We start from the raw sequence: 23646 nt of genomic DNA on the forward strand, positions 1-23646 counted from the left end.
TAGCTGTATTTTATTAATTAGTAAGGTTGTGTTTAACAAGTAGATTTCGACAGAGGCTGAGATTCGATCAGCATCTGAGTTGCTGGATGAGCAGGAATGCTCATCACTTGATAGGTCGATCCGTGCTCCACCATTTCACCATGGTCGAGGACCAGAATTTCTTCACAAAGTGCCTTTGCTGCGCCTAGGTCGTGCGTCACCAAAATAAGGCGCATATCGCGCTTCTTTTTTAATGAATTCAATAAGTCGAGTAGCCTCTGACGATTCACCGGATCTAGGCTACTGGTTGGCTCATCGGCAACTAATACTGCGGGTCTAACGACAAGCGCCCGAGCAATCGCCACACGTTGAGCTTGGCCTGTAGATAGCTGATTGGGTTTCAGTGATAACAAAGTGGCAGGTAAGCCAACGTCCAATAGCGTATCTTCAATGATGCTTTCATGATTGCCAGAAACATCTAGATTGCTTAGCGGCTCGGCTAAGATCTGTCGAACGGTGTAGTAAGGGTTAAGACTGGTGTGTGGTTCTTGTGGCACCAATTGGATCAAGCGACACACAATGGCTTGCGCTTTGCTATTACGAATAGGCAGTGAATGACCAAACAAGCTGATACTACCGAGAGTCGGCGCTTTCAAGCCAAACAGCAGTTCAATCAGCGTAGATTTACCGGCACCAGAACGCCCAACAATAGCCAGGCTTTTGTCTTCAACATTGAGGTCGATGTTCTGTAGCGCTTTGAACGCCTTACCACCCAACCAACTCGGCACTGAGTAATAGTGAACCCCGACATTCTCGAACTTAATCTCAATCGGTGTTTGTGTTTCTGAATCAATCACAGGCATTGACGGTGAGACTTCTGAATTTAGTGATAAGGTCGAGCTCATTCGATTAGGTCTCTCAATGAACAGCAGAAAACGTGAGAGCTCGATTCAAGCGCGTGTTTCGGTGCACCATAGGCCACCACACCGCCATCATCGATCACCAATAACTTGTCACACGCTAAAGCACTGTGCAGGTCATGGGTAATAAGCAAACCACCAATTTGGCGTTGCTTTACATTGTCTCGAATCAGCTTAAGTATCTCTTGCTCTGTCACCGGATCTAACGCGCTAGTCGGTTCATCTGCAATGATGATATCGGCGTTACTCAACAAGCCAATCGCAATACACACTCGTTGACGTTGTCCTCCGGAGATTTGGCTCGGATACAACGGCAAGATGGTTTCTGGATTTGGGAACCCTAACTGCACCAACAGTTCGGTGAGCTTGGTTTTGTCTTGTGATTTAAGCTTAGTGCGAGTCCCCGTCAATGCCAAACTGAGTTGGCCTTCAATGGAAACAAGGGGGTTTAACGCTTGAAGTGCATCTTGGAAGATAACCGCTGGCCTTTGTGCTGCCGTTCTTTGCAACATCGGCAAACCACACACCGCTTCACCAGATAGAGAGATATGCCCTTCAGCCTCAACCGTTTCTGGCATAAAGCCCGCGATCGCACGTGAAAGCATCGACTTACCAATGCCTGAAGGACCCATGATCGCCAACAGCTCACCGCGATAAACATCGAAGTGGATATCTTGGAAAAGTGTTCTTGAAGAGGTTTTGATAGTTAGTCGGTCAACAGACAATAGTGGGGCGTTCACGCAGGCACTCATAGATAGATGTTATAACATAACAACTTTATCATTTAGCTGGAGTGATGAAAAGAGAACATTGAACCGTATCGCATTTTATTTGCCGTTTAATTAACCTTTTTGAATAATTCATTAAGAACAAAAAAGCGCCCACTAAATTTATTGTTCATAAATAGTAAAGCGCTTTCATAAAGTCTAAGAAATGACGATGGTCGTTCTACATTAATGACACGCCGCTGAGGTATCTTCTGTTGGGAAACACTTCTGTTTAACCTGAGAGATGAACGGGTACAAGAATGCAATGCGCCCAAGGTAGAACAGAGTAAACGCTAGCCACAAACCATGATTGCCCCAAGCTCCGACCGCAAACGTTTGAACAGCTAAGAACACCAATAAAGTCGCAATACTTGAATCTCGAACCGGACGTGTGGTTCCTGTTCCGGTAAAAATGCCGTAAACCGTTAAGCCAAAGCCTGCCACCAGCGGGAACACAATCAACCACGGAGCCATCTCTTGATACAAGGCAACCAGCGCTGGAATATCGGTAAACAAGAAAACAATCATGTCTTTGAATATCAAGGTTAAAAGCGTCAGCGCAGCAATAAAACCTGCGGTCCATTGGAAGTTAAGCCTTAATACACGATCCAACATCGACGCATTTTTCTGACCGACCGCTTTACCCGCAAACACACTTGATGCGTTAGCAATTCCATCAAACATGTAACTGACGATAAAGGTCACCTGCATCAAGATCGCGTTAGCGGCCAGAACATCGGTACCCAGTTTAGAGCCAGTACGCGCCATCATGTTGAAGAACACTAAGATACAAATTGTACGTAACAGTAGGTCAGTGTTCGAAGAAATGATTGTCGACAGGTCTTTCTTGGTCATCTTCGAACCTTGCAGGAACTCAGAGACCGAGATATTGCTCGTCTTCATAACCAGCGTCATACCAATCGCAAAAGTGGTGATTTGTGCAATCAAACTTGCGTATGCCACACCCGCGACACCTAAGTCGAAATAGAGTACGAACACCGCATCCAAGACAATATTCAACACGTTGCCAAATACTTGTGTGTAAAGGACTTCTTTGGCTTTCGCCTGCCCCATCAACCAACCGATAATGGTATAGTTGAGCAGCACCAAAGGCGCACCATAAATCAAAATACTGAAGTAGATATGCGCTTGTTCAGCCACGTTCACTTCAGGCTCTATCACCCACATCGCACCTTGCCAGATAAGGGGTTGTATCAAGATAAAGATCAAACCCACCAAACCAGACAACACGAACGGACGCATCAGGCTGCCTGCTAGCTCAGAGCGATTCCCTTTCCCCAATGCCATCGCACTTTGCCCTGTCGTGCTGACACGGAAAAAGCCAAACAGCCAATACATGGTGTTCATTATGATGGTGCCGATCGCCACACCACCGATCAGTTCAGCAATACCAAGCTGACCAATTACGGCGGTATCCACCGCACCAAGCAGAGGCTGAGTCACCGTTGAGATGATGAAAGGGAAAGCGATTTTTAGATAATCTTTGTGGGTAATGGTCATATTCTATCGAGTGATATTAAGAACTATTTGCAATTAGAAATGGATGCTATCGTTTAATCCGTACGTTGTCATCATTTACTGGGGCAAATTATCAACAAAGCATCTTTATCTTAGCCCACCTGCATAGAATAGTTGGCAGCTATTGCTCGTGCTAATTTGTCTCAACAAAAGAGCAAAGTCTGGTTCAACAAAACAGCACAACCATCGATTAGTAAAAACTCACGGGAAGATAGAAATCAAGTTCAAACACTTCATCACTATTAAGGAAATGATTCTGATGATAATGCACATAAGCCGGGGTCGAACGTTGCTTGAAGCCAGACGTAGGTAGCCACTTCTCCAGTACCATACTGATCTGTGGTAGCAATTCTCCATAACGACCATTCAGCCGAAACACCGCATGCAAGCCACCGGGAATCACCATCTGATTAACCACACTGCGATACTTAATCGGTTCATTAATCGCGATACAAGCCACATAGCGACACTGATCCATCTCGACCCAAGCAGGGTTTGAATGGTGCAAACCAAACTGAGTCGAAAAATCACGCTGTTCTGAATTCGCCCACGCTTTCAATATTAACCACGCATTTCGAATAGAACGGTTATAGCCAGTGTGTCGAACATAGGCTGCCATGCGTTCAGGTGTTTCCACTATTTTGGGTTCGGGTAGCTTGCGCTGTGCGACATTTTGATAACCCGTCGCCACTTCAGGATCTTTCAAATAAGGCTTTTCGGCGATCTGCAAATCGTGCTTGCGCCACTCGCCCGGAGACATATTAAAGGTCGCTTTAAACGCCCGGCTAAACGAAGACACCGAACTAAAACCACATTTATTGGCTATCTCAACCACCGACGAGCGGGTATCGAACATCAACTGATTAGCGGCATACTCCATTCGGGTACGTCGAATGTATTGATGTAACGACTCCCCCACCACACTTTTGAACGTGCGATGAAAATGTTGCTCTGAGTAAGCCGCAATCTCAGATAGCGCTTTGGCAGACAACGGCTGACTGATGTCTTGATGAATATGGAACAGAACATCATTGATTCGAGATATATGTTGACGTGACATCGTTTAAATAGCATAAATGGACATGTTTAAGAGCATAAATGGACACGCTAGTTTTTACAATTGCCGTGTAATATCAAGCGATAGAATAAAAACGAAAAACGACGAGACACAACACATGGAAATCGCACAGTCATTACAACAAATTCAATCTTCATATATTCGAGAGATCCTCGCTGCAGCAAGCGATCCAAACGTCATCTCGTTAGCAGGTGGTCTGCCGGATGAGAAAACATTCCCAATCGATTTAATGAAGCCAACGCTAGAAAATCTAGCGAACATGCCTGAAGTTTTCCAATACGGCTCTACGGCTGGTTACGGCCCATTGCTTGACCATCTAACGCAAAGCTACCAATTGCCAGACACTCACACTGCGATGATCTGTACTGGCTCTCAGCAGGGTTTGGATTTGATTGCTCGTGCGTATGTTGATCCGAATGATGTAGTGGTAATGGAAGCGCCGAGCTACTTAGGTGCGATGCAAGTGTTTGGCTTGGTTCAAGCAAACATTGTGACTGTGTCTCAAACTGAATTTGGCCCTAACCTAGATGAACTAGAAACGTGCTTTGCCGAGCAATCGCCAAAGATGTTCTACGCGGTGCCAGATTTCCACAACCCAACAGGCGTATGTTGGACAACAGAAACTCGCCAAAAAGTGGCAGAGCTGTGTATCAAATACAACGTCGCGTTCATTGAAGATGCACCATACCGAGAGCTACGTTTCACAGGCACAGAGCTGCCGTTGGTTTCATCTTTCTGCCCTGACAACTCTATCGTTCTTCGTTCATTCTCTAAAATTGCATCGCCAGGCTTACGTATTGGTGCGGTGACAGGTAAACGCAGCTACCTTGAGCCACTGATTAAAGTGAAGCAAGGCGCAGATTTACACTCAAGCGTTCCTATGCAAGCCTTACTGCTTGGCCTTCTAAAACACCAAGACTTTAACGTACACATGGAAAGCATTCGTTCACTGTACAAGTCTCGCTATGAAGTGCTGTTTTCAGAACTAGAAAAACAACTACCTGCTAACTGTGTATTGAAAGCGGTCGACGGCGGGATGTTCATTTGGGTTGAGATTCCAGAGTGCGATACTTTTGAATTGGCTAAGACCCTACTTTCAAATGGTGTAGCCGTTGTACCAAGCCCAGTATTCTATCCAAAGCCAGATGGAGCAAAAGCCGCACTGCGCTTGAACTTCACTAACGCTAATCCAGAAGAGCTGACTGAAGCAGTGAAGCGCTTAGCGGAAGTACTTAACCAAGCGTAGTCGCTAATTAAGTAAGACAGATTCAACACAAGCCCTGCTGTATTTGTACAGCAGGGCTTTTTCGTTCCTCAAACCATAAATCCACAATAAAACAGGTGATAAATAGCCCTACACTTGGTTGGTTTTTGTCCTACATCGCCTTAGTTATACTGCGGCGGATTTTAATAAGCCATCATGACGAGCTAGGCTTCAATGTCCAGCTATGATCAGAATAGGCAACCGCTCTGGATTTACGTTCCAGCTCGCAGAAAGGAAAAACCATGTCTCAATATGTTGTATGTGCTCTGTATAAATTCGTAGCACTTGATGATTACCAAGAAATTCGCCAACCGCTAACTGAGCTGCTAGAAGCTAATAACATTCGCGGTACTTTGTTACTTGCAAGTGAAGGTATCAACGGTACCGTTGCAGGTAAGCGCGAATCTATCGACGCTCTTCTTCAATGGTTCAAGCAAGACACTCGCTTAGCGGATGTTGTTTACAAAGAGTCGTTCAACGAAGAACAACCATTCAACCGCACCAAGGTTAAGCTTAAGAAAGAGATCGTAACCATGGGTGTTGAAGGCATCGACCCTCGCCATGTTGTTGGTACTTACGTTAAGCCAAACGAATGGAATGACCTTATCTCTGATCCAGATGTGATCTTGGTTGATACTCGTAACGACTACGAAGTCGATATCGGCACATTCAAAAACGCAGTAAACCCGAATACGGAAACTTTCCGTGAATTCCCTCAATACGTTGAAGATAACCTAGACCCGAAGAAGCACAAGAAAGTCGCGATGTTCTGTACAGGTGGTATTCGTTGTGAAAAATCAACAGCCTACATGAAAGAACAAGGCTTTGAAGAGGTTTACCACCTTGAAGGTGGCATTCTAAAGTACCTAGAAGAAGTACCAGAAGAAGAGAGCATGTGGGAAGGCGATTGCTACGTGTTTGATGGTCGTGTTGCCGTTAACCACCAGCTAGAAAAGAGTGGCTACGATGTATGTAACGCTTGTCGTCTACCAATCACAGAAGAAGACAAAGCCTCTGAGCATTTCGAGAAAGGCGTAAGCTGTCCTAAGTGTTTTGATAAGCACTCTGAAGAGCAGAAAGCGCGTTTCCGTGAACGTGAAAAGCAAGTACAGCTATCAAATGCGCGTGGTGAAACCCACGTAGGTGGCGATGCTGCTCACCTAATCGAACAGCGTAAAAAAGAAAAACTGGCACACAAAGAGCAACAACGTTCTGGTAAGAAAGCTCAGTAATATTTGATTCTGCTGAAATAACAAAGGGCATGAACGTATCCACAATGGAAGGTTAGTGCCCTTTTTTGATCCTACTCTCGCTTTGTGTTTAGGGACACATTTATCTTCAAAAATAGGTTCTATACTGAAGTTAATTTGATGAAAGAGGAAGTGCCAATGCTCAATGAAAACCATGCCTTTATCTTAGATTTCCCAGAGCTAAAATTAGACATTGTTCAACTCAATCACGACGACGAAACCTTCAAAGCGGACATGCAGAAATACCATCAACTCGACTACGACATCCGTCAGCTTGAGATCTCTGGTAGTCCAATTGATGACGACAGCATGCACAACCTCAAAGTAGAACGCATGGAGCTCAAAGACTCGCTTCACAAGCAACTCACTCGACATCACGCCCTGAAAATGGTGTAGCCATACAAACACTTAGTGTGGCCGCAATCGTCACACTAAGTGATTAGCCAAACGTTAAGTTACCTTATTCCCATCAGAAAAATTCAAATAGGTATGAAACCTCTCGCCATCATCTCGGGTTTCAAAATGCCAATTCATACGCTCACAAATACGCTGAACAATAATCAGACCACAGCCGTAGCCTGCGTTATAGGTTTCATTACCATCATGCCTATTGACGATCACCAACTCTTTCTCAGTCAATTGAATATCAATGTCGCCGATACTGTAGCTAAATGCATTCTTGATTAAGTTGTTCATGACGACGGTGATGAAGCTTTCAGGCGCATACACGGTAGCTGATCTTGAAACGTTAAGGCGGTAGCTCGCATCCTGTTTGGCAAACAAAATTGCCAACTCTTTCAGTTGCTGTCGGACCATGGTTTCTAAATCATGCTCAGAGAAGCGGTGTTCATCGACACTTTCTTTCCCAAGCAGCAAAAACATCTCAGTCAGAACACGCATTTGTTCACTGGCTTCTTGAACTCGATTGATAGCTTTCAACGCCACAGGAGGCTGGTTGTCGACTTTGGCGAGTAAATCTGCAGAACCTTGAATTACCATGATTGGCGTACGAAGTTCATGAGCGGCAAAGCGACTAAACTCCTCTTCTCGCTGAAAGTAGCCCGATATATCGTTTTTAGAATCGAGTAGAGTTTGTTCGATATGACGGGTTTCCGCGTAACCAGTTGTCACCTCAAAAGAGGGCTGGTCGGGCTGCATTAAACTGATTTTTTGCTCTATCTGATTCAGTGGACGTGACAATGAACGCACGACATAAACACTATAAAAAACCATAGCCAAGGAAATAAAGCCCCCCAACAGCATGGTGTAATAGTGGAGGTTCCACTCGTAGTTATCTAGGTAATCATCTGCATCATCTTGAAAGACGATGTACATCATCCCCTTGCCCGAAGGATGCTTCAAAACGATGAAATGTTTGTCCTCCGCCCCCAGAAGGTATTCATAGAAGCCTGGTGTTTTATAGTAACTTAACCAACGGGGTAATTCGTTCTCGCTCCAATAGGTGGAGAACTCATTCGGATTGGGCAATAAGGTATCTTCACCATATAACTCATACTCTGCGGTATAGCGGCTCGCTTCGGTATCTAACCAGTGGTGTAAGCTAATGACTTCCATCTGGTTTTCGGCCAAATAAATGGCTGTCCAGAACATGCTGAACATAACAAGTGTCATGATCCCAAAGCTTCTACGAATTTTCTTGTAGATACTTGGGTACGTGCTTTCTTTGACTGAGCTGTTACGCTTTAAGTCGGTATCCTTGTCCATGAATCGTCTCTAATCTTGAATGCTCAAAACCCTTATCAAGCGCATTACGTAACCCATAAATGTGGCTTCTTAATGCATCACTCGATGGCGATTCGTCTCCCCAAACTGAGTCAATCACCTCTCTGCGCGACACTATCGCCGGGGCGTGTCGAATAAGCACTTTCAATATTTTCAATTGAATACGACTCAACTTGATCGGCGTGTCACCACGAAACACTTCATCGGTCTGGGAGTCCATCGTGATATCGGCAAAGCGCACCTTACCAACATCTAGCCTAGGACCACGGCTTGCCAATGCGTGCAGTCGTAAACTCAATTCTTGCATCGCGAAAGGTTTTAACAAGTAGTCATCACCACCCGCTTGGAATACTGCAATTTTATCGTCCAGCTGCTCTTTTGCTGTCAGAAACAGAATAGGAGTACGACATGCTTGCTCTTGTCGCAGCTTTCTGACCGCCGAAATGCCATCTAATTTTGGCATCATGATATCCATAATAATGACATCGTAATGGTTTTCAGCCACTAGCTTTAATGCCGCTTCACCATGATATGCGCAGTCAATACCAATACCTTCTAACTCGAGATAATCAGCAATGGTTTCAGAGACACTATGGTTATCGTCAACAATCAAAACTTTCATCGATTTATTTCACCTTTCTTCACGAGTGCTTCACGTTCGAGTCTATAAGATAGCGCCTAATTAAAACAAATAAACTTAAATTAATTCTATTAAAGAGTATAAAAATGAGAAAGTTAGCGTTAATTACAGCGATTAGTTTAGTCCTAGCGGGTTGCGGTGGCGGCAGTAGTGACAGCAGCAACACAAACGAAGCTCAAACACCTTCATCTATCCAAGGCACGATCGACTCTGTTTCAGGCGATACCATTGTTGTTAATGGTTATAGCTATCAAGTAGGCAGCGCGAACTACGCAGGCGAAGAAGTCGCGATTGCTGACCTAGAAAAGAACATGATGGTTTCCATCTCCTCTAACGCTCGCAGCGCGTCCACTCATGCTAGTGGAACCCAAGTTGGTCTTGAACCGACTATCGTAGGTCTGATTGCAAATACCAACCACGCAAATGGCACATTTGAAGTCAACGGCATACCTCTAACTTTCTCAGCGCTTTCGACTGAGATTGAAGATGGCGATTGGGTGATGGTGTCTTCTCTACCGACCGCTAACGCAGGTTACAAAGTACTGTCGGTAGTGAAATTCGAACACTCTAACTTAACAGAGTTAGTTGAAGTTGAAGGCCTGATTAGCGAGTTAGACAGCAACGCAAAAACATTCAAACTCGGTGCAAATCTAAGCGTTGATTATTCAAATGCTCACATCGATAACGACGATTACAGCTCTGAGTTATCTAATGGTCTTTGGGTTGAAGTAACAGGCTCAATGACAGGCTCTGTACTAACAGCCAATGAAGTCGAAGTTGAAGACTTTGATGGAGTCAGCAATGACACGGAAATCGAAGGCATTATTACTTGGGTGGCGAACGACCAATCATCATTTGATTTAAGCTATAAAGGTCGCTTTGTTGTAAATAACAGCACTCGTTACGAAGACGGAAACAAATCGAACTTAACCGTTGGTGCAGAAGTTGAAGTCACAACGAAAAAAGCTAACGGCGACAATGTTGCAACCGAAATCGAATTTGAACGCGACGATGATGCACAAGATTGGAATGACAACGATATCGACCTAGAAGGCATTGTTCAGAGTATTGATGAATCCGCATTGAGCTTTGTTATTCAGACAACTTCTGGTAATCAAACGGTCTACGTTAACCACAACACTCGCTATGAAGATGGCTTAACGTTCGACACGCTAACCAATCAACGAGTTGAAGCAGAAACGTATAAGGTGAATAACCAATACATCGCTAGCGAAATCGAAGCTGAAGACAACGATTAATGTCATGACTTTAAAAGCCACGTATCTACGTGGCTTTTTCAGTTAATATAAATATCAGCCGCTTATGGTATGGTTTGCTTATCCAAGATTCAGGGTAAGGAAATAGAAGGAATGACTATCATATGCGGAGAACTTAGATTAGAAACCGTCTTAAGCTCCGAGTTTGAAGACCTGTTTGACTCCGTTAAGCAAGGTATCTTCGAACACGTCGACAATGTATTTGGCTGGGATGACGAGTTTCAACGCAACCGCCTCTCAAACGACTACCACCCTTCTTGGTTCCATTGGGTGTATAGAGACTCTCAAAAGGTCGGGCTTACCTGCTTCAAACCTTATGACAACGCATACCACGTTCACTTGTTGATCATTTTCCCTCAACATCAAAGCCAAAAAGTCGGCCAAAAGGTCATGATGCTGATTCATAATAAAGCTCGCCTGGAACAGCGAAACCAAGTTACCCTATCCAGCTTCAGAGACAACACTCGCGCCATCCAATTTTATGAGGCGCTTGGCTATCAAGTTGTTGATGATAGTGATGAGGATTTTGTCGGAATGACTCTCTCCCTAAATAACCATTAATGAGCCATTAGGGAGAGAATAAAACATTAACGAGCTGAAGTAATATCCAACTTATTCAACAATGAAGGGAATCCCCAACCATTCTCGCCTGCTACTACGGGTTCTCCGGTCAAGTACTCATAGAGAGTCGGTGCTAACGAACCATTGGCTTCGATCTTTAATGGTAATGAGTTCTCACCAATTGGGGAGCCCCAGAATCCGATAAATGCATCTTTCTCTAAATAGTCTTCACCAGCGTGACGCCCCGGCACTATTGTGTTGTAACCAATTCCCGCTTTAGGGAACAAATTAATGGTACCGGCTCTATCCTCAAGATAAATGTTAGCCAGTTGATTGACCGAATCAGGTCGAGGAGTCAATTGGGTTAAATCCGTCCACTCACTGCGACTACACCACGTTGAATCATCTTCTTTAACTGAACGGTTTACGCACTTTTCCACCAACCGAGAGTAAACAGAAAAATCAGCTTTACTTGGAGATGCAAGATATGGATTTAACGTTTGGATATTCAATAAGGTAGGTGCCTGATTACCCATTAATGACTCATAAAATAGTTTATCGCCGTGTCGGGTGATCAACTCGTCAACGCGCTTAAGATCACGATTGCCGATCACTCGAACAGAACAAGCTCGCTCGTCACAGGCACTCTCTCTCACCACCATATAATCGAGACTCTCAGGTAAGCGTTTTGCTATCTCGTCAATAACATTAATGCTGTCACCTTTGGTTGCTGCAATGGGCGCCCACTGTACCAACTCTTGATAAACAGGCTGTACAGTCCAACCCTGCTTTGAGTTAAAGAAATCCATCATAAAGTTGCCACCCGCGGTCGAGGCAACCACGACATCAACATGTTTAGAGCTTGGATAATTCAACGCATTCGTTATTTTAGGCCCCTCACCTTCATCCGAAGAAATTTTCTTCACCACAATTGGGTAATCAAGCTCTGTTTGTAACCCATCAAAAACTTGCTTCTCAGGATTCAATGAATAGAACACAGGTGTTAACCCGTGATCCCCTGCCATTCCCCACAACGTTCTATCGTAGACACCTGCGCTTTGGTAAGTCGCCTCAATTTGACGAATCCAATAATCCAAGCGATTTAACTCACCGGTTGGCATCAAAATCTCATCACTAAAAGGCCCTGTAAAATGGGCGAAATGATCGGGCCACGGGTTATACACCAAGGTGTAATCTGGCATCCCGTTGCCATCAAGCTCCGCCAACTGAGTGATCGACTGTTTAACTAGCGCTTTTTTAGAGAGCTTGGTGAACAAGTCAAAGCTGGAGATAGACTGGTAGGCCTCGATGTCTTCTATCAAAGCCGTTCTTTTCTCTCGTAAAGCGACTTCAACTTCAGAGCGTGCCTGAAGCTCTTTTACACAACGTTTCTCACCGTAATCGCGTAATGACTCCCCTAAGCCTAAGTTCACCAGACCATCATAACTTGTATGCGCATTCCAATCGTATTGAGCATTACAATTCAGAGTTTTAAGGTATTCGAGACGATCAAACATCGTCTGTACCTTGTTGTCTGCCATTAGTACATCAAGCTGTAGAGCATCATTCCCAAAGAAGTAATAAGCTCGGTCGATATCCCTGTCGACAAAGTGGAAGTTAGGCACGCCTGTACCACCTTCACCAGAAACCTTAGCGCCCGTTTTGATGATCGGTAGGTTACGCACGCTGATGGTTGGAGTCGACGAGATACCGACGCGGCTAATGTTGTCTCGATGATCTTGATAAAGCTTTTTAAAGAAAGGCAGATAATGTGGATCACGGTAGGTTTGTTCAGATAGAACTTCCATGAACCTCACTTGTTGCTGATGACCTGGCTCAATAACACTTTCGAACCTCGGCTTATATTGACTACGTTGTTTATGATTGTGATAAGCAACCGAAATAAAAGGGGCATTTTCATCAACCAAACCCTCAATCAACCCTTGCTGTAAGCCATCTACCGTCACTTGCACAGCAAAACGTTTATTCTGTTGGGATTCCAAAAACTGGATTAGAGAGTCAGGCTGCTCATCAAAAGCTTGCTGCATCCAATCATCAAGCGCTTCAGCTCGCTCATCTTTATAAACAAATTGTCGGTAGGCTTTGAGTAAGTTCAAGCGAACAAAATCAATAAGCGTGATAGTAAGAGCTTGTGCTTTGTTATTCGACTTATCGGCATTTTCCGGCTTACCATCCTCGGCAATTGCGAGCATTGCCGATTTCATATCACCCTCTTCCATTCCCGACGCTGCCTGAGCAATTAATTCGACAATAATCGGTTGAATCTGATTAATGATTGCTAAATCTTCAGGACTGTTAGTTAAATAGGTGTAGCTCTCTGGCAATGTGTCCATATCTTGCCAAACGCCAATCTCAAACAGCGCATCGTAGATCACAACCATGTTCGCAATGAAGTGTTCGTCGATTCGAATGCCCTCATGATGTCCGGTTGCTTCTGTGGACGTATCAGGCTCTTTGTAATCAGAATCAGGCGCAGCACCCACATAATAGAGGCTATGTTCAAAACCTCTTAATACCTCATCATCGTAGATTGTCGATAGGTATGCTTTAAATACATCTTCACTACCCAAGCCCGAATAGCGATCGTAGTAACTATAGAGAAAGTAGCCCAAAGGAATGGAATAAGTCGGGTTAGACAACTGAGCGATCACCCGCGCTTTCGTTTTAGCATCTAAAGGCAGTGCGAGAATGTACGCATCAAGCGTTACGCCCGCAATAGTAAAGATCGCTGCATCGCGAGTTAGTGTGGCCGAGTAACTCAGGCTTGAAAGCACCTGATTTTTCAAAACCTCACTTGAACTGAATACGCCACCAATGACAGGCGTTGTCGACATATCGGCAACACTAGGCGTTGATACAACCGCTAACGAAAGAGTGCTAAATAAAAAGGCACGGCCACGACTTTGGGAATAGAAACTCATCAAATATCCTTAGTTTAATGTGTTTTTATAAATGTAACTTATTGTTCCAGTTTACTTTAATAACTCAAATATGCCCAATACCGCATATCATCAGTTCCCCCTGAGTAATACTCATTAACTGGTAATAATATCAATTACAAACACCAACCATTCACTAGAGACATGACTCGCATATAAAAATATACAAATTTGATGCAACTCTAGAATAAAAACTCCTGCGGTTTCCGAGAAATCCCTATTTGATACATTCCACATCAATGGCACTCGATTTATAAATAGTCATATTTATCAATGACATTCCGCCAATTGATTCCTGAGTCAAAGACTTTTATCAATAACTTAATAAAGGAGAACTAACATGAATGGTCAACGTTCACTGTTAGCAGTGGCAATAGCCCTAGGGATAGCAGGATGTGGTAGCGACAGTTCGGATAGCTCCACAACTGATACGGGTGGTTCAACGGCAACAACAGCATCTCTTACCGCCAAAGCCGCAGATGGCTATCTGGTAGGTGCTAATGCATGCTTGGATCTAAACAGCAATAAAGTGTGTGATAAGGATGAGCCAAATGCAGTAACCGGCGACAATGGTGAATTTACCATTGAGAACTTAACTCAAGAGCAACTAGAACAGAGCACTCTGTTGATTGAAGTTGTAGCAGGACAAACCATCGACACTGATAACCCAGGAGTTGTGTTGAACAAAAGTTACCGCTTAACGGCTCCACCACAATCAGAGTTTATTAGCCCGTTAACCACACTTATACAAAATGAAATTGAAAGTGGCGCATCATTAGATGAGGCCAAAGCAACTATTCAAGAGAAGTTAGGTACAACGCTCGACTTAACTCAAGATTACATTGAGGCCAAAAATAACGACAATCTAGCAGACTCACAAAAAGCAGCTTTTGAGAACCTACACCGCGTTGCTCAAGTCACCGCATCGGTCATGGCAGAGAATACTGACGCCCTATCAGAAACTGCAGCGGGTGCTGGTATTTCTGTAGAAGCGCTCACGGCGTTGATCAATGAAGAAGTGACTCGAGTCCTAGATGAAGTCGTCAAAAATATTGAAGCAGCGGGAGAGAACTTCAACCCGAGCGACATTGCTGGCAGCATTAATCGCGATCACATCGCCATTGATGACTCTAATCTTGAAGATAAAATTAAAGAAAACGAGGCAAATAAAGGCTCTAAGAAAGCCGACCTTGCGAAGCTCATTAAAACGGATGGCATCAATTGGTTTGATGGTGCAAAAGAGTCCGGTACAGACTTAGTGATTTCATATGGGACACTAAAAGCATCTTCAGATAACTCTGTTACTGAGACTAATTTCATCTATGACTACGATACAGAGCAATTTGTTGAGTTTGAAAAAACTCCAGACGAAAGTAGTATGGTACTCGACAAAAACGGTTGGGTAGCAATTGATTATACCTTAGCTAGTATTACGTCGAATAAAGACGGCAGTGTAACCCTAAAAACTAACAGTTCAGTTTTTGATGAAATTGCTAATGCTAAGCAGTTGGATATCAGTGGTCTTAATGTTCGTTCTATCATGGATCAAACTGATGATGCGAATGTTTGGTCTAACCTTATGCCAGCAAGCTTAATGTTCCCTAATAACACCACAGCATACAAGCTGTCTGTGGAAAATGTCTACGACAACATTTATTACTACTACAAGGGGGATTGGTGTGCAGAAGATACTCCAGATCGTTATAAAGCGCTCAATAACTCGTGTAACGGAATAAGCGCTTTCAAGAATGGCGGCGTTACAGATACATGGCTTACAACTTTAGCATCGACCATTGCTGACGATGAGTCAGATCGTCATGAAACAGCGTCTAACAATCATGATGATTTAATCCCGATGGCAGGCCTAGAAAATGCTGAGGTATTTGCACAGCTTCTTTCTAACGGAACCGTTGTTTATTATTCAAGAGCATCGGAAGGAAACACTCAATTTTCAAGATATCCAACGCTCGGTTTATGGAAAGACATTTCTTTAAACGGTGAGGTTTTACGTCAGGTGACGATTCCTGAATCACTCCACTCACAAGCCACATGGTCAAACTACCAGAAGCAAGATAACTCAGCTTACCTTTCTGCCATAGATGGTTTTGTGCGTATTACTTACAAAGGGATTTCAGAAACCGGTAGCGAGGCTTATGTTTTTGACGAGGCGACGAAACAGTTCATTCTAAATAATATGCTAACACCATAGCCATTAAAGCTTTATGGATTGCCTGACTGCCTACATAGGCTCCAGTAAATCCATTAGTTAGATAATATGAACAAGCCAATATCTTATTGGCTTGTTCTTATTTGCAAAACACACTTTGCTCTCGACACAGAAACTGATTCACAAAATGTGGTGTAAAGACCTCTACAAACGCTTGCCGCTACCGTCTTCCCACATCACTTCACATTCTTCTTTAATAGCCGCTTTCAATAGCTCCACCAATGGAAAAGCTCGACTACCGATGTTTACTGGCGCTTCAACAACCTCATCTTCGTTGTCATCATCGATATCATCTTGATCTAGAGCTTGGCTTTGCTCCGCAGCGATCGCGGTGCGCAAATTATTCAACGCTTGAGGAACCTCTGAAGCATCAATCGCTCCCGGGATCGCACCACTATGTCCAAGCATTTTGATAAACTGAAGGCCGACTTCACCAAACATCGTGACGCTAGCGTGTGCCTTACAACTGAACGTAATTAACATAAATGGTCTCTCTTTAATCTGATGGCAAAAGAACTATGTGGAGTAAATCTTTGGAAAGCAAGCACATAATCGTCCGCTTGCTTTTGGCGAGCTGCACCATTAGTGATATCTATCACCATTTAGAATGCGTTAATTAACCTTTCATATGAAATCTTGATAATAGTCACATTAAATGGTCAGCTAAGGCTCTTCGTAGCCCATTATTTAATCTAGTATTAATACCATTATCAAAATTAGTGGCACAAATCACATGAACAGGCTTGTAGGAAGGCACCTTGAAGAGATGGCGGATATCCGCTCTACCCGAAAACAAAAAATCGTCTACTCCTTTTCAATGACTGCAGCCGCACTCTTTATCTTTTACACATGGGCTTACTTTCAGGGGCAGCACTACACCCTATCAATGTTCGAGCTATGTTTTGCTTTTATCGCTATCGCCAATGCGATTTATGTAAGAAAGGTCTTCAATCCTGAGTATTCAGAGTTAATTCTTAGCTGTGTACTGCTTGTGCAAGGTGTCATCCTGTTTTTATACAGCTATGCCATTCCCGATCGCATACTTTGGCTTTACCCGATTTTAGCAGCCGTAATCTTCATCAACGATTTTAGAATTGGCGTCATCCTAAGCACCTCTTTTTGCCTATTCATAAGCACGCTAATCACTGCATTACCCAATAATTTTTCTCTACCTTTTAACAGCACACATCGCTTTATTCTTAGCTTGTTTACCATGAGCTTGGTGTGTCATACCTCCGCTTACTACTACACCAAAGCAGTAAGCTACATTCAGCGTTTGTATAAAGAAGGGATTGAGGACTTAGCTTATCGAGACCAACTCACAGGGCTTGCCAACCGATGGAGCTTTGAACGTTGGGCTATCGAAAAGCTTGCCACTGTCGATAGTGAGCGATCACTTACCGCCTTGGTCTTCTTAGATATTGATGATTTCAAAGGCATCAACGACAGTTATGGTCACGATGTCGGCGATAGTGTCCTGCAGCACTTTGCGAATCGCTTGAGCAACAATATTCGAACTCGAGATCGAAAAAGTCACGAATACGACTATTCAATTGCGCGTTTTGCAGGCGATGAGTTTGTGCTGATGCTCTACGATATTCCCACCCAAAAAGATCTCGATGGTATTCTAGACAGGATCTGTGGATTGTTTGAGAGCGGTTGCCAGACCAACGAGAGAATAAAAGAGCTGACTCTCAGCGTCGGTGTATCACTGTATCCGCAAGATGCTCAAGATTTACATGAATTGACAAGATGTGCCGACAAAGCCATGTATATAGCGAAACATTCAGGCAAGAACCGTTACGCTTATTATCATGACAACCCTGTTTCTACGTTAATAGAGGAGTGTCCGATGGATAAACCTGACTCGACTAAAATTGAACAGGGGCTTGAAGCAGGAATAAAGGGAAACAATGTTACTTTGTTAAAGACTCGCCAACGTTAGCCAACCATATACATCGCCCATAGGCTGACAAGACCAATAACAATAATCCAAACCACTTGCCTAACTCGGCTTCGGTTTTCCCACTTAGATCTTGTGACGGTTTTCAGCGCAGATTCCTTTGCCGAATGCACAAAAGGCGCTTCCACTTCGCGCTTTTTGATGCGACGTTTCACCGCGTTATTCGCAACCTCAGTAAAGCGCTGACCTTGTTCTGTCGTAAAGTCATTCTCAAAGCCCATTCGACCATGCCTTTCGCCATGTTTTTGTTGTACTGCCATAGCGGCCTCCTTGGCGGTCTAACTTATATTGAGTATAGACTTAATTTCATATTGTTACCTGTTCAAAATTTTCGAATAAGTCACTCAACGCAGCACCATCTTCTTTATAAATTTAATTCCATACACTAGCCCTATTCAAACTTATGAGGGTTTCAATATGTCGAATGTAAGAACCGTAGATCATGTAATCTCAGCCCATGCCACGTCTGATGGCGATGGAGTTAAAATCCAAAGAGTTGCTGGTTTTAACAACAAACGCTTCTCTCCATTTTTAATGATTGATGAACTCAAATCGGATGAAAGCAAAGACTATGTTGGCGGCTTTCCTCCTCACCCTCACCGTGGGATAGAGACGCTAACCTATATGCTGCAAGGTCACTTCCAACATAAAGATCACATGGGAAATATTGGAGAACTTCGTAGCGGTGGTGCGCAATGGATGGCGGCTGGTCGTGGGGTTATTCACAGTGAAATGCCGATGATGGAGGAAGGTGCACTTCATGGTTTTCAGATTTGGATAAACCAACCATCAACACACAAAATGCAGCCTGCGCAGTACCATGACTTCCAAAGTCAAAGTATTGCTGAGCATCAAAGTGAAAAAGGCGGTTTATTACGAGTCATTGCCGGTGGGTTTGAATTACATAAACAAGCTGACTCAGCAACTTTACGAGCACAAGGTCCACTGCAAAAGACAGGTGTGCCATTAAGCGTCGCAGACTGGCGTTCTCGTTCAGGCCAAGAAGTTTCCTTAGGCACAGAGGCTACGCACAATACCATGGTTTACGTGTACCGAGGCAGCATTCAGATCGGTGGTAAGGTCATCAACCAAGGTCAACTTGCATTACTGACCAACGCTGAACTACTTTCTTTGAGGAGCTTAGAAGATTCAGGGGTGTTGATTTTTGCTGGCCAACCGATTAATGAGCCAGTTGTACATTATGGCCCGTTCGTCATGAACTCGATGGAAGAGATTGGACAAACTATTCAGGACTACAACAGCGGCGTTTTCGACACTTACTAATGCTTGGGCTTTGGGCTTTGAAAAAAGTACTGAAGAGATTGAGCAACGGACAACGAATTTGGTCGTCCATTTGATGACTGTAAAACAAGTGACACTATCCACTGCCGGTTATTATCACTTATTCACCACGCTACTAGAGCGTGGTTTTTTCTTATTAAGCAGAAGTAAATTTCAGGCCTCTTATAGGTACTCACACAAATAAGCTGTTGCTTCTTTTACTTGCAAGTCGAAAGAAGAATCGCCCGCAACGTCAAAAGACTCACCAGATTGGTATGTAGCCCAGTCGTCATCGCCAACACGCTTTACAATCAGAGCGCCTTTAACCACGGTCATCTTTTCAGGAGCAGCCGTACCGAAGGTATATTCGCCAGCCGCCATCACACCAACACTCACATCAGCGCCAGATTGATTAAACGCTAACGATTTAACGCCACCTTCAAAGTATGTGTTTTCTTTAATCATTGTACTTCCTTGTTATCTTAAAATTGCAGTTATTGGGCTCAACGAATAAGCCTACCTGTAAACTTAGGTGATAATTGTTTTAACCAATTCGCGACTTTCCTACAAGAAATAAATACGCATAACTTAAGATTTACTGACAGCAACTTTCATTGATGACATAAATATTGATAGCAATACTCGAAAAAACATCAAAGCAAGTCTATTTATCGTAACATTGGATCTTGCTTCTAACTCTTCTAACGATCTTTGCAAACAAAGATTTTAATTTATAGACTCAAAGACGGTACAAGCAAAAAAATGAAGAGATAATGGCAAAAAAGCCCACTAAAAGCAGAGATATATTTGCCAATTCACTACTCTACGGCTTTCTATTAGCAGGTTTTATGATTGCCGTCACCGCTGGTTATTTTGCTTATCAAGCTCATCAAAAGTCCGTCAGTCCAAGCAATGTGCATGGTACTTGGATTGAGATTGGCGCCCCACCATACAATACCGATATCCTGACTCTTTCTGAAAAAGGGGTAATGATCAATCATCGCCTTATTACCACTTCGTTTGAGTTTGACGGTAAAATCGTCACGATAAATACAGGCTCTGGACCAAGGGTTTACACCATCAGTGGTACCTACGATTCACCTCGCCTAAAACGACTGGAGCCAAGCACACCTGCCCAGCAATTTATTAAAGAAGGCTTTGAACATACCGCTACCGGGGATAATCACAGCGTCATGCAACAAAGAAGAGCTTCATTAGCTGAGCAATTCAAAAGATAGCCTTCAATCGCCAAAATCACTCCACCAACACGCTTAAAGCCCCCCCCTGCCTAGCCGCCACTACTTTGTGATATTGCTTCAACTAAACAATATTTTCATGCAGCCTGCCGCAACTTTACATAACTTCATGTCGTGAAATTTCACATATGAGATTTTCATGCTAGTCGATATTTCATTTTATAAAACATGGACTCAACCTCTCACTCATTAAGCAACAAATTTGTAACAAGATACAATTTCTTAGTTGTCCATCGAAAACAGATTTATTTTCAGTTATGAAATTAAAACTCTCTCGAATACTGACGGGGAAGCTCCTTCAAAACTGATCGGAGCAACTTATGGGGCCATTTGGTTCTCGTAACATTCAAGGAATGAGAGAAATAGTATGATTCGTATAAATACCTGTGCTGCAAGCATTGCTCTAGCGCTATCTGGTACAGCGTTAGCTGCTCCGACAGCACCTAGCATCGACATGTACGGTTCCAACAACCTACAATTTTCAAAAATCGAACTCGCGATGGAAACCACCTCTGGCTATAACCAGATGGTTAAATATCACGACAAAGCAAAAGTCGACGTTAAGTTCAACCAATGGAGTGGAACGTCAGGAAACACGTACAACATCTACTTTGATGGCGTTAAAGTAGCCACAGGCCCAATCACTGGCAGCCAAACCACGGCTTCATTCGAATACGGCCAAGGCGGCTTATTCGATATGGAAATTGAAGCGTGTGACGAAACTGGTTGTAGCAAGAGCGCACCCGCTAAAATCACGATCGCTGATACCGATGGCTCCCACTTAGCGCCACTTGCGATGAATGTGGATCCAAACAACAAATCATACAACACAGACCCAAACACGGTAGTGGGTACTTACTTTGTTGAGTGGGGTATTTACGGTCGTGACTACACGGTTGATAACCTACCCGCTGATAACTTGACCCACATCCTTTACGGCTTCATCCCAATTTGTGGTCCTAACGAATCAGTAAAATCGGTAGGTGGAAACAGCTACAACGCCCTAATGACAGCTTGTCAGGGTGTTAATGATTACGAAGTGGTGATTCATGACCCATGGGCTGCTTTCCAGAAGAGTTTCCCTCAAGCGGGCCACGAATACAGCTCACCGATCAAGGGTAACTACGCAATGATGATGGCGCTCAAACAGCGTAATCCTGATTTGAAGATCATCCCATCGATTGGTGGTTGGACGCTGTCTGACCCATTCTTCGATTTCACCACCAAAGCAAACCGTGACACCTTTGTCGCATCGGTTAAGAAATTCCTTAACACATGGAAATTCTACGACGGTGTGGATATCGACTGGGAATTCCCTGGTGGTGGCGGTGCTGCACCAGATCTAGGTGACCCTGTAAATGATGGCCCGGCTTACATTGCACTAATGGCAGAACTACGCGTGATGCTAGATGAACTAGAAGCTGAAAATGGTCGTACTTACGAACTCACATCAGCGATCGGGGTTGGTCACGATAAGATTGAAGACGTGGACTACGGCGATGCTATCCAGTACATGGATTACATCTTCGCAATGACTTACGACTTCTACGGCGGTTGGAACAACGTGTTAGGTCACCAAACCGCCTTGAACTGCGGTAACTTCATGCGCCCTGGTCAATGTGATGGCACAGGACTTGATGAAAACGGCGAACCATACACAGGCCCTGCCTACACCACAGACAACGGCATCCAATTGCTTCTTGAGCAAGGTGTTCCAGCCAACAAGCTTGTTGTTGGTACCGCGATGTACGGTCGTGGTTGGGAAGGCGTATTACCATCATCACTATCAGATCCTAGCGACCCTATGACAGGGGTTGGTAACGGCAAACTGAAAGGCAGCTCTGCACAAGGTGTCTGGGAAGATGGCGTTATCGACTACAAAGGTATTAAGGCGAACATGCTTGGTGCGAATAACCAAGGTATCAATGGCTTCGAATACGGCTACGACGAAATGGCAGAAGCGCCTTACGTTTGGAACCGCACTTCAGGTCAGCTGATCACATTTGATGATGACCGCTCTGTAAAAGCAAAAGGCGCATACGTGCGTAGCCTTGGTCTTGCAGGTCTATTCTCTTGGGAAATTGATGCAGATAACGGTGATATCCTGAATGCAATGCATGAAGGCCTAGCAGGTGGCACCACCGATCCTGTAAACCGCAAACCAACTGCAGCAGCAGGTGCCGACCAATCCGTTGAAGGCCCCGCTTCTGTTTCTCTAGATGGCAGTGCTTCAAAAGACAGCGATGGTACAATCGCGAGCTACGCTTGGTCACAAGTGAGCGGTCCAGCCGTAACACTGGCTAATGCTAATGCAGCTGTCGCAAGCTTCGATGTTGTGGAAGTCGCACAGCAAGAGACTCTAACATTCAGCCTAACTGTAACAGACAACGAAGGCGCAACGTCAACAGACACAGTTGTTGTAACGGTCAACCCTAAAGACACAGGCCCAGTAAACACAGCTCCGGTAGCAGTGGTTACGGCTCCGACTGAAGTCAATGCAGGTGATGTTGTTGTGGTTGATGCGTCAGCGTCTAGCGATGCGGATCAAGACACATTAACCTTCACGTGGGATGTACCAGCAGGTATCAACGCAACAGTACAAGGTGCTTCGGTAAGCTTTGTCGCAGCGGAATACACGCAAGATACGGTACTGAACTTCTCAGTGACAGTGAATGATGGTACAGATACATCAGTCGCGGCTGCATCAGTGAAGGTTCTTAAGAAAACCACAGGTGGTGGCACATGTACTAATGCTTGGGATTCAAGTGCAGTCTACACTGGTGGCGACCAAGTGACTCAAGGCGGTAAGGTTTGGGAAGCGAAATGGTGGACAACAGGTGAAGATCCAACAACAACAGGCCAATGGGGCGTGTGGAAAGAGATTGGCCCAGCAAACTGCGCTAACTAAAAATAGGTGTAAGCTAAATACTTACTAAAATCC

The 23646-nt window shown here is 44.1% G+C and carries 20 protein-coding genes; 10 read left to right on the forward strand and 10 right to left on the reverse strand.

What is annotated here, in order from left to right; all coding sequences use genetic code 11:
• Nucleotides 1-32: 32 nt before the first annotated feature.
• The 4 genes from OH460_RS00920 to OH460_RS00935 all read right to left on the reverse strand — a co-directional run bounded on the left by OH460_RS00920 (nt 33) and on the right by OH460_RS00935 (nt 4265).
• Nucleotides 33-884, reverse strand: a complete 852-nt coding sequence (locus tag OH460_RS00920) for an ABC transporter ATP-binding protein (protein ID WP_269994195.1) — start codon at nt 882-884, stop codon at nt 33-35.
• Complete coding sequence (locus OH460_RS00925; RefSeq protein ID WP_269994197.1) at nt 881-1639, reverse strand: ATP-binding cassette domain-containing protein; 759 nt, start codon at nt 1637-1639, stop codon at nt 881-883. The genes OH460_RS00920 and OH460_RS00925 overlap by 4 nt, the downstream gene beginning before the upstream one ends.
• A gap of 213 nt (nt 1640-1852) precedes the next feature.
• On the reverse strand, nt 1853-3187 hold the full coding sequence (locus OH460_RS00930; RefSeq protein ID WP_269994199.1) for an MATE family efflux transporter: 1335 nt from the start codon (nt 3185-3187) through the stop codon (nt 1853-1855).
• A 208-nt stretch (nt 3188-3395) separates the two neighbouring features.
• Nucleotides 3396-4265 carry an AraC family transcriptional regulator gene (locus OH460_RS00935; protein WP_269994201.1) on the reverse strand — a complete coding sequence of 290 codons (870 nt, stop codon included), beginning with the start codon at nt 4263-4265 and terminating at the stop codon, nt 3396-3398.
• 115 nt (nt 4266-4380) lie between these two features.
• Between OH460_RS00935 and OH460_RS00940 the strand changes: the two genes are divergently transcribed.
• From OH460_RS00940 to OH460_RS00950, 3 genes are all read left to right on the forward strand, one after another.
• Complete coding sequence (locus OH460_RS00940) at nt 4381-5529, forward strand: aminotransferase-like domain-containing protein (RefSeq protein WP_102426002.1); 1149 nt, start codon at nt 4381-4383, stop codon at nt 5527-5529.
• Nucleotides 5530-5789: 260 nt separating this feature from the next.
• Nucleotides 5790-6779 (forward strand): oxygen-dependent tRNA uridine(34) hydroxylase TrhO, encoded by a 990-nt coding sequence (gene trhO, locus OH460_RS00945; protein ID WP_269994205.1) that lies wholly within the window; start codon nt 5790-5792, stop codon nt 6777-6779.
• 156 nt (nt 6780-6935) lie between these two features.
• On the forward strand, nt 6936-7193 hold the full coding sequence (locus tag OH460_RS00950) for a YdcH family protein (protein ID WP_032498145.1): 258 nt from the start codon (nt 6936-6938) through the stop codon (nt 7191-7193).
• Between the two features lie 54 nt (nt 7194-7247).
• Here the strand turns inward: OH460_RS00950 and OH460_RS00955 are convergent, their stop codons facing one another.
• Together OH460_RS00955 and OH460_RS00960 are read right to left on the reverse strand one after the other, a co-directional pair.
• A complete protein-coding gene (locus tag OH460_RS00955) occupies nt 7248-8522 on the reverse strand; it encodes a sensor histidine kinase (RefSeq protein ID WP_269994209.1) in 1275 nt (424 codons plus the stop codon).
• Entirely contained in the window at nt 8494-9162 is a 669-nt protein-coding gene (locus OH460_RS00960) for a response regulator transcription factor (protein WP_269994211.1), read from the reverse strand. The genes OH460_RS00955 and OH460_RS00960 overlap by 29 nt, the downstream gene beginning before the upstream one ends.
• Before the next feature lie 104 nt (nt 9163-9266).
• On the opposite strand from OH460_RS00960, the gene OH460_RS00965 reads away from it, so the two are divergent.
• Complete coding sequence (locus OH460_RS00965; RefSeq protein ID WP_269994213.1) at nt 9267-10439, forward strand: DUF5666 domain-containing protein; 1173 nt, start codon at nt 9267-9269, stop codon at nt 10437-10439.
• A 111-nt stretch (nt 10440-10550) separates the two neighbouring features.
• Entirely contained in the window at nt 10551-11018 is a 468-nt protein-coding gene (locus OH460_RS00970; protein ID WP_269994215.1) for a GNAT family N-acetyltransferase, read from the forward strand.
• 26 nt (nt 11019-11044) lie between these two features.
• Here OH460_RS00970 and OH460_RS00975 read toward each other — a convergent pair whose 3' ends face one another.
• Nucleotides 11045-13960 (reverse strand): alkaline phosphatase family protein, encoded by a 2916-nt coding sequence (locus OH460_RS00975; RefSeq protein WP_269994217.1) that lies wholly within the window; start codon nt 13958-13960, stop codon nt 11045-11047.
• Nucleotides 13961-14318: 358 nt separating this feature from the next.
• Here OH460_RS00975 and OH460_RS00980 point away from each other — a divergent pair, with 358 nt between their 5' ends.
• On the forward strand, nt 14319-16187 hold the full coding sequence (locus OH460_RS00980; RefSeq protein ID WP_269994219.1) for a hypothetical protein: 1869 nt from the start codon (nt 14319-14321) through the stop codon (nt 16185-16187).
• 162 nt (nt 16188-16349) lie between these two features.
• Here the strand turns inward: OH460_RS00980 and OH460_RS00985 are convergent, their stop codons facing one another.
• Nucleotides 16350-16688, reverse strand: coding sequence for a DUF1840 domain-containing protein (locus tag OH460_RS00985; protein WP_239930874.1), 339 nt, complete (start codon nt 16686-16688; stop codon nt 16350-16352).
• A 283-nt stretch (nt 16689-16971) separates the two neighbouring features.
• Between OH460_RS00985 and OH460_RS00990 the strand changes: the two genes are divergently transcribed.
• The gene (locus OH460_RS00990; RefSeq protein WP_269994682.1) at nt 16972-18150 is read left to right on the forward strand and encodes a GGDEF domain-containing protein; all 1179 of its coding nucleotides are present in this window, start codon (nt 16972-16974) and stop codon (nt 18148-18150) included.
• Here the strand turns inward: OH460_RS00990 and OH460_RS00995 are convergent.
• Nucleotides 18147-18428: a hypothetical protein gene (locus OH460_RS00995; protein ID WP_269994223.1), complete on the reverse strand. Its 282-nt coding sequence runs from the start codon at nt 18426-18428 to the stop codon at nt 18147-18149. The genes OH460_RS00990 and OH460_RS00995 overlap by 4 nt on opposite strands.
• Before the next feature lie 157 nt (nt 18429-18585).
• Between OH460_RS00995 and OH460_RS01000 the strand changes: the two genes are divergently transcribed.
• Nucleotides 18586-19452, forward strand: coding sequence for a pirin family protein (locus OH460_RS01000; RefSeq protein WP_269994225.1), 867 nt, complete (start codon nt 18586-18588; stop codon nt 19450-19452).
• A 180-nt stretch (nt 19453-19632) separates the two neighbouring features.
• On the opposite strand, the gene ppnP is transcribed toward OH460_RS01000, so the two are convergent.
• Nucleotides 19633-19914: a pyrimidine/purine nucleoside phosphorylase gene (ppnP, locus tag OH460_RS01005; protein WP_269994227.1), complete on the reverse strand. Its 282-nt coding sequence runs from the start codon at nt 19912-19914 to the stop codon at nt 19633-19635.
• Between the two features lie 308 nt (nt 19915-20222).
• On the opposite strand from ppnP, the gene OH460_RS01010 reads away from it, so the two are divergent.
• Both OH460_RS01010 and OH460_RS01015 read left to right on the forward strand, forming a co-directional pair.
• Nucleotides 20223-20687, forward strand: a complete 465-nt coding sequence (locus OH460_RS01010; protein WP_269994229.1) for a DUF2850 domain-containing protein — start codon at nt 20223-20225, stop codon at nt 20685-20687.
• Between the two features lie 385 nt (nt 20688-21072).
• Entirely contained in the window at nt 21073-23613 is a 2541-nt protein-coding gene (locus OH460_RS01015) for a glycosyl hydrolase family 18 protein (RefSeq protein WP_269994231.1), read from the forward strand.
• Nucleotides 23614-23646: the final 33 nt, after the last annotated feature.

This window comes from Vibrio sp. Makdt, from assembly GCF_027587015.1.
Classification (GTDB): domain Bacteria; phylum Pseudomonadota; class Gammaproteobacteria; order Enterobacterales; family Vibrionaceae; genus Vibrio; species Vibrio chagasii_B.

Excerpts from the sequence above, each read along its gene's own strand:
- trhO (WP_269994205.1), top strand. The coding sequence starts at position 5,790 with ATGTCTCAATATGTTGTATGTGCTCTGTATAAATTCGTAGCACTTGAT.
- OH460_RS00940 (WP_102426002.1), top strand. The coding sequence starts at position 4,381 with ATGGAAATCGCACAGTCATTACAACAAATTCAATCTTCATATATTCGA.
- OH460_RS00985 (WP_239930874.1), bottom strand. The coding sequence starts at position 16,688 with ATGTTAATTACGTTCAGTTGTAAGGCACACGCTAGCGTCACGATGTTT.
- OH460_RS00920 (WP_269994195.1), bottom strand. The coding sequence starts at position 884 with ATGAGCTCGACCTTATCACTAAATTCAGAAGTCTCACCGTCAATGCCT.
- OH460_RS00955 (WP_269994209.1), bottom strand. The coding sequence starts at position 8,522 with ATGGACAAGGATACCGACTTAAAGCGTAACAGCTCAGTCAAAGAAAGC.
- OH460_RS01000 (WP_269994225.1), top strand. The coding sequence starts at position 18,586 with ATGTCGAATGTAAGAACCGTAGATCATGTAATCTCAGCCCATGCCACG.
- OH460_RS00930 (WP_269994199.1), bottom strand. The coding sequence starts at position 3,187 with ATGACCATTACCCACAAAGATTATCTAAAAATCGCTTTCCCTTTCATC.
- OH460_RS00975 (WP_269994217.1), bottom strand. The coding sequence starts at position 13,960 with ATGAGTTTCTATTCCCAAAGTCGTGGCCGTGCCTTTTTATTTAGCACT.
- OH460_RS00970 (WP_269994215.1), top strand. The coding sequence starts at position 10,551 with ATGACTATCATATGCGGAGAACTTAGATTAGAAACCGTCTTAAGCTCC.
- OH460_RS00990 (WP_269994682.1), top strand. The coding sequence starts at position 16,972 with ATGGCGGATATCCGCTCTACCCGAAAACAAAAAATCGTCTACTCCTTT.
- ppnP (WP_269994227.1), bottom strand. The coding sequence starts at position 19,914 with ATGATTAAAGAAAACACATACTTTGAAGGTGGCGTTAAATCGTTAGCG.
- OH460_RS00935 (WP_269994201.1), bottom strand. The coding sequence starts at position 4,265 with ATGTCACGTCAACATATATCTCGAATCAATGATGTTCTGTTCCATATT.
- OH460_RS00965 (WP_269994213.1), top strand. The coding sequence starts at position 9,267 with ATGAGAAAGTTAGCGTTAATTACAGCGATTAGTTTAGTCCTAGCGGGT.
- OH460_RS01015 (WP_269994231.1), top strand. The coding sequence starts at position 21,073 with ATGATTCGTATAAATACCTGTGCTGCAAGCATTGCTCTAGCGCTATCT.
- OH460_RS01010 (WP_269994229.1), top strand. The coding sequence starts at position 20,223 with ATGGCAAAAAAGCCCACTAAAAGCAGAGATATATTTGCCAATTCACTA.
- OH460_RS00950 (WP_032498145.1), top strand. The coding sequence starts at position 6,936 with ATGCTCAATGAAAACCATGCCTTTATCTTAGATTTCCCAGAGCTAAAA.
- OH460_RS00995 (WP_269994223.1), bottom strand. The coding sequence starts at position 18,428 with ATGGCAGTACAACAAAAACATGGCGAAAGGCATGGTCGAATGGGCTTT.
- OH460_RS00960 (WP_269994211.1), bottom strand. The coding sequence starts at position 9,162 with ATGAAAGTTTTGATTGTTGACGATAACCATAGTGTCTCTGAAACCATT.
- OH460_RS00980 (WP_269994219.1), top strand. The coding sequence starts at position 14,319 with ATGAATGGTCAACGTTCACTGTTAGCAGTGGCAATAGCCCTAGGGATA.